At 34.4% G+C, this 5,146-nt stretch carries 3 protein-coding genes; 2 read left to right on the top strand and 1 reads right to left on the bottom strand.

Annotated features, from left to right (window positions below; all coding sequences use genetic code 11):
- The first annotated feature begins 236 nt into the window (after window positions 1-236).
- Window positions 237-2,126: a bifunctional diguanylate cyclase/phosphodiesterase gene (locus tag GQR46_RS15760; protein ID WP_206009631.1), complete on the top strand. Its 1,890-nt coding sequence runs from the start codon at window positions 237-239 to the stop codon at window positions 2,124-2,126.
- Between the two features lie 233 nt (window positions 2,127-2,359).
- On the opposite strand, the gene GQR46_RS15755 is transcribed toward GQR46_RS15760, so the two are convergent.
- Window positions 2,360-3,523: a GGDEF domain-containing protein gene (locus GQR46_RS15755; protein ID WP_165741429.1), complete on the bottom strand. Its 1,164-nt coding sequence runs from the start codon at window positions 3,521-3,523 to the stop codon at window positions 2,360-2,362.
- Between the two features lie 488 nt (window positions 3,524-4,011).
- On the opposite strand from GQR46_RS15755, the gene GQR46_RS15750 reads away from it, so the two are divergent.
- Complete coding sequence (locus GQR46_RS15750; protein WP_165741428.1) at window positions 4,012-5,136, top strand: DUF748 domain-containing protein; 1,125 nt, start codon at window positions 4,012-4,014, stop codon at window positions 5,134-5,136.
- Window positions 5,137-5,146: the final 10 nt, after the last annotated feature.

Here is a 5,146-nt window from a genome sequence, read left to right as displayed (position 1 = left end):
TTGTTATCGACACGATTTTCTTCCCTCAAAATAGATCACTTAATTAAGTGAGTTGGTATAATATATAATCAGTATTAACAAAAAGGGTTGGCAATTTGCTAGCCCTTTTTAGTTTAATGGCTTATAAAACCGCTTAAGAGGCTTAAATAATACTTTTTTATGAATGTTCACTGTTGTTTATTATTGAACTTAAGTAAACTGTTTACACTGTGCAACAGCCTGTTCAAGTAACATTAATGACTTCTCACATAAATAATTTTGCCAATAAGCGGTTAGCATTTGTTAGCTCTTATTTTATCTCTGCAATCGCTATAAATACGGTTGTTTCTTGTTTTCTTATTTTTAGCAGTATTAATCACAGTGCCTCTCAAGAAAAACTTTACTGGTTTTTTACGCTAACGCTTATTTCGTTACTTCGAATAGTTAGTCATGTATTTGTTAACAAAGCTCACCCTTTTAAATATCATCTGTATTTTATAGGTTTATTATTAACAGCTTTAACGTGGGCTGCTTTTCCTATTTTGTTTTATGAAAACATGGGAATACAAGAGAAATTTGTCTCTCTGGTTGTTTTTAGCTCCCTAGCTGGTGGCGGTGTTAATGTTTTAGCCTCTGATATTCGCTCATCACTGTCGTACATAACCTGCTTGTTGGTTCCATTTAGTATTTTATTACTTTTGCAGCCAATAGAAGATGAAAATGTATTGGGTGTTTTAGGACTCGTTTTATGGTTTATATTATGTTTTGTAACGGCTATACGCAGTGCAAAAGATGTAAAGTCATCTATTAATAATGAACTTAAGTTAGATCAATTCATTGAAAACTTAGAAAATGAAGTGCAAGTTCGTACTGAACAAATAATCCTTTTAGAGCAAAAAGACAATCTAACTAAATTGTTTAACAGGGGAAGTTTTGTTTCTAATGTTGAACTTGATTTAGCCAATCAAAGTGATGATATTAAAGCTGTTTTATTTTTAGATATGGATGATTTTAAAATCATCAACGATAAATATGGTCATGATTTTGGTGACTTTGTATTAGCCCAAACAGGTAAACGATTAGTTGAAACACAAACCCAAGGCGACTTTATTGCGTGTAGGTGGGGAGGGGATGAGTTTATTTTTTATTCTCGTAGTAACACCGAAGACGAGCTTTTTGACTGTGTTTTTAGATTAGTTAAAACTTTAACGAAAACAGTGAGTATGGATAGCTATCAAGTAAATCCCTCTTTTAAGGTTGGGCTGTATTTTACGCGCGAAAATTTTGTTCTTGAAGACGCGATTAAATATGCTGATGTGGCTATGTATGAAGGTAAGAAAAGCCGTAACGAAATATCGGTATTTGACGAGCGGATGCACGAATCGCTTAAAAGAGAAGAAGTACTTCGTAGCTCTATTAAAGAATGCGTAGATAAAGGTGACTTTCATCTGTGTTATCAACCTATTGTTGATATAACTACAAATGAAATAACAACGTTTGAAGTACTACTTCGTTGGCAATTTAATGATGAATTTATTCCGCCTTCAGAATTTATAGATATTGCTGAGCGATATGGAAAAATTAATATATTAGGTGAGTTTGTACTTGAGCAAGCTATTGCGAGCCTAAGTAAGTTAAATGCGGTAAATAGTAATATTGGACTGTCTATTAATGTGTCGGTGTTGCAACTAGAAAACCATAACTTTTTAGAATTTTTGGTTGGGCTTTTAAATAGATACGCAGTTAAACCATACAATGTCCATTTAGAAATAACAGAAACAGTGATGATTAAAAATTTACCGTATTTGTCAAAAGTGATTACGGCCATAAAAAATACCGGTGTACGTATCTCTATTGATGATTTTGGTACTGGTTTTTCTTCTATATCAGTTTTAAAAGAGCTATCAGTTGATTATATTAAAATAGATAAATCTTACATTGATAATATTTGTGAATGCTCAAAAGATAAAAGTATTGTATCTGCGGTAACTAACATGTCGCACATGATTGGTTGCCAAGTAATAGCGGAGGGCGTAGAAAACACAGCTCAGTTAACGTTATTACAAAGTTTACAAATTGATAAATACCAAGGCTTTATATTCAGTAAACCAGTTAGATTTGCCGATGCGCTTAAACTTATTAGTTAGAGCGCTGACTTTTTAGACTCAAAGTTTGTTTTATCTAGGTTCGATTTAAGCGTGCCGTGTGTTTCTTGCTCGCTGCGAGCGGTAACTTCTTTTGTGTTATTCTATTAGCTTACATTCATATGAAAATAACTTAAAACGGAGCAATACGCCTCGTTTTTTTAATGCTATTTGCCTAAAGATGCTGCCGAAAATTCAACCTAAAAAGATAGGTAGGCCTTAGTAATAATGAACTTTTATTGACTTAATTCGCTTATATGAACTACCTGATTACGCCCTCTATTTTTAGCATGATAGAGTGCTTTATCTGCCTCATTTATTGCGCTTTCAATTGCGGTTTTATTACATTTAATATTTATTACGCCAAAACTTGCCGTAACATTAATTACTTTATCATTAAAATGAATCGGATTACTGGCGAGTGCGTTTCTTAGTTTTTCGGGGAATGCTTTAGCTGTAGGCTCGTCGTTACGTGCTATTAATAAGGTAAATTCTTCGCCACCAATTCGGCCAAACAAATCATCTGGATTTATGCAGTCTTGCATTATTTTCGCCGCTTCTACTAACACCACATCACCTCCTGCATGTCCAAACTCATCGTTTATTTTTTTAAATTTATCTATATCCCAATAAATTAAGCTTACGTACTTATAATTATTAAGTTTATCTTTTAGTTGCTCTTGGCTTTTATTATAAAACCCACGCCTATTTAAGCAGCCCGTAAGTACATCAGTCATTGCAAGATGGTTCATTTTTTCGGCTAAATCAGACGCCATTATGAATATTATAAATACGGCCATGCCTACATGAGCAGCAGGGACTGTCATAAAATTAATTAACGTATACAGCGCTATATATTCTTCATTTACTTGGCTACCTTGTAGTAACGCTATGCTTGCTGCAACAAATAAAAGTAATCCACATAGCGTATAAGTAATACTAGCGCCTATTTCAGCAGGGAGTGATTTTTGCTTATGCCTGAAAATAATAACCGCACTTAGTATCAGTAAGATCACATCGTAATACACATACAACGACATAAATAAGCCAACATGCACATTTATGGCTGTAAAATAATAAACAGCAGCAAGAGTTACTATTGCCGAGATGATTAAATAGCGAATTTTTATACTCGAATTTACCCTAATGCAATGCCCCCATGTACCAAGTAGCACAGAGCCTACTGAGAAGCTGCTTCCTAACATCCAATATAGTGTGTGAGAGTCAAATAATGGTTCTGCTAATATTGTTGCCCATTGGCATGCAGAGAGTGCGAATGCGATTGTCCAAAGCATGGCATATTGCTTTTTACCTAACGTAAACCACGACATTAAAAATATGACAGACCAAATAACACTGGTTAAAAATAGGGTAACTAATATATAAAAAACAGGGTTCATGTATTTTTATTCTTGTTTGCGTTAATTTTACTTTAGTAGATGAAAGCGGTTTATTCGAATCAATGCAGGTTATTAGTTGGCAAAATTATAGATAGATAAGCATGGGAATCACTTCATTAAGCGGTGTATTTGAATAGTGGTATATCCTTTGCTGTAGTGATTGTAGTTTAAAGTTTTAAGCTTATATGGCTTTGCTCTATTTGTAATTTTATACCTAACAGGTACTTAAGTTACAAATATTAGTAATTTTTACACGTTTATTTATGTACTTAATTAAAAAGTTTAACTAATTAGAGCCTGTTTATCTTTCGAGGTTAAATGTGCAGCCGTACGTTTGGTTTTTAGGCAAGGTTGAGTCTATGTTGTGTGGTTGTTCTTCATAAATAGGCGATAACGCAGCATTAATGCCAAACATACGCAGCCCTACATAGAACAGAGTTTAATCCTTAAAGGTCAATAGGCCCTCGTTTTTAGCAAAGGAAGTTAGAATGCATTTTTCATCTACAACATTTCACGCCAAATATTTTAAAGGTGTAATAGCGCTGATTGTATTGCTTATAATAACGCGAATAGCCGCGCCTTATGTAGTTCAATACTACGTAAATTATCAGTTAAAGCATACGCAAGGTGTTACGGGACATGTTGGTGATGTAGATTTGTTTTTATATCGCGGTGCTTACGCGATTGACGATGTTGAAATTTACGCTGTTGATGCAACTTCAGCTCCTAAGCCTTTACTGAGTATTCAAACTCTTGATTTTTCACTTGCGTGGTCAGCCCTTTTAAAGGGGAATTTAGTAACAAACATTGCCTTTACCCGTCCTGAAATAGTTATTTACGATAAAGACCCCAATGCTTCTGAGCAAAATAAACAGGTAAAAGACGAAACTACCTGGGTAGGGCTCGCCAATAACTTAGTACTGTTTTCTATTGATACCTTAACAATTGAGAAAGGAAAGTTAACCTTAGTTAATTCAACTAACAGTGGTGAAAATCCTACTTTTATATCAAGTATTAACGCCAAAATTGAAAATATAACGAATGCGCAAAACCTATCAAAAACACTTGTGACTACTCTAAACGTAGAGGGAGCATTAATGGGGCAGGCTGCATTAAAGCTTAATGGCAAATTAGACCCTTTTAGCAAACAGGCTAATTTTGATTTAAACGCAGAGGTACAGCGTTTTTCAGTTAAAAATTTAGACACTGTATTTAAAGTGTACACACCGTTTGATATTGAAGCCGGTGGCATTGATGGAGCAATGGAGCTTGTAGCTAAAGATAATAACTTAAATGGTTATGTAAAAGCGGGCGTTCAAAACTTGAGTGTGTTTTCGTGGCGTGAAGATATAGAAAAAGATGACGATGGAATATTTACGGCCATATTTGAAGGTAGTGTTGATTTGCTCAGCTCTATACTTGAAAACGATGAATCTAAGCTTGTAGCTGCACGTATTCCCATAGAGGGGCAATTGGATAATGCAGATGTATCGACTTTCCAAGCAGTTATTTCGGTGCTAAAAAATGCTTTTTTTGATGCCTTTAAAATGAAAGTCGATAACGTTATTTCTTTTGAAGATACAGATAATAAATCTAATACCGAGGGAAATTAAAGCGCTTTGG

It is taken from the genome of Pseudoalteromonas sp. Z1A6, from assembly GCF_011378745.1.
Classification (GTDB): domain Bacteria; phylum Pseudomonadota; class Gammaproteobacteria; order Enterobacterales; family Alteromonadaceae; genus Pseudoalteromonas; species Pseudoalteromonas arctica.
The sequence above is the reverse complement of the archived record's forward strand: the minus strand, read 5'-3'. Positions and strand labels throughout refer to the sequence as shown.

Bases quoted from the DNA above. Each gene is read 5' to 3' on its own strand.
- GQR46_RS15760 (WP_206009631.1), top strand. From the start codon at position 237: ATGACTTCTCACATAAATAATTTTGCCAATAAGCGGTTAGCATTTGTT.
- GQR46_RS15755 (WP_165741429.1), bottom strand. From the start codon at position 3,523: ATGAACCCTGTTTTTTATATATTAGTTACCCTATTTTTAACCAGTGTT.
- GQR46_RS15750 (WP_165741428.1), top strand. From the start codon at position 4,012: ATGCATTTTTCATCTACAACATTTCACGCCAAATATTTTAAAGGTGTA.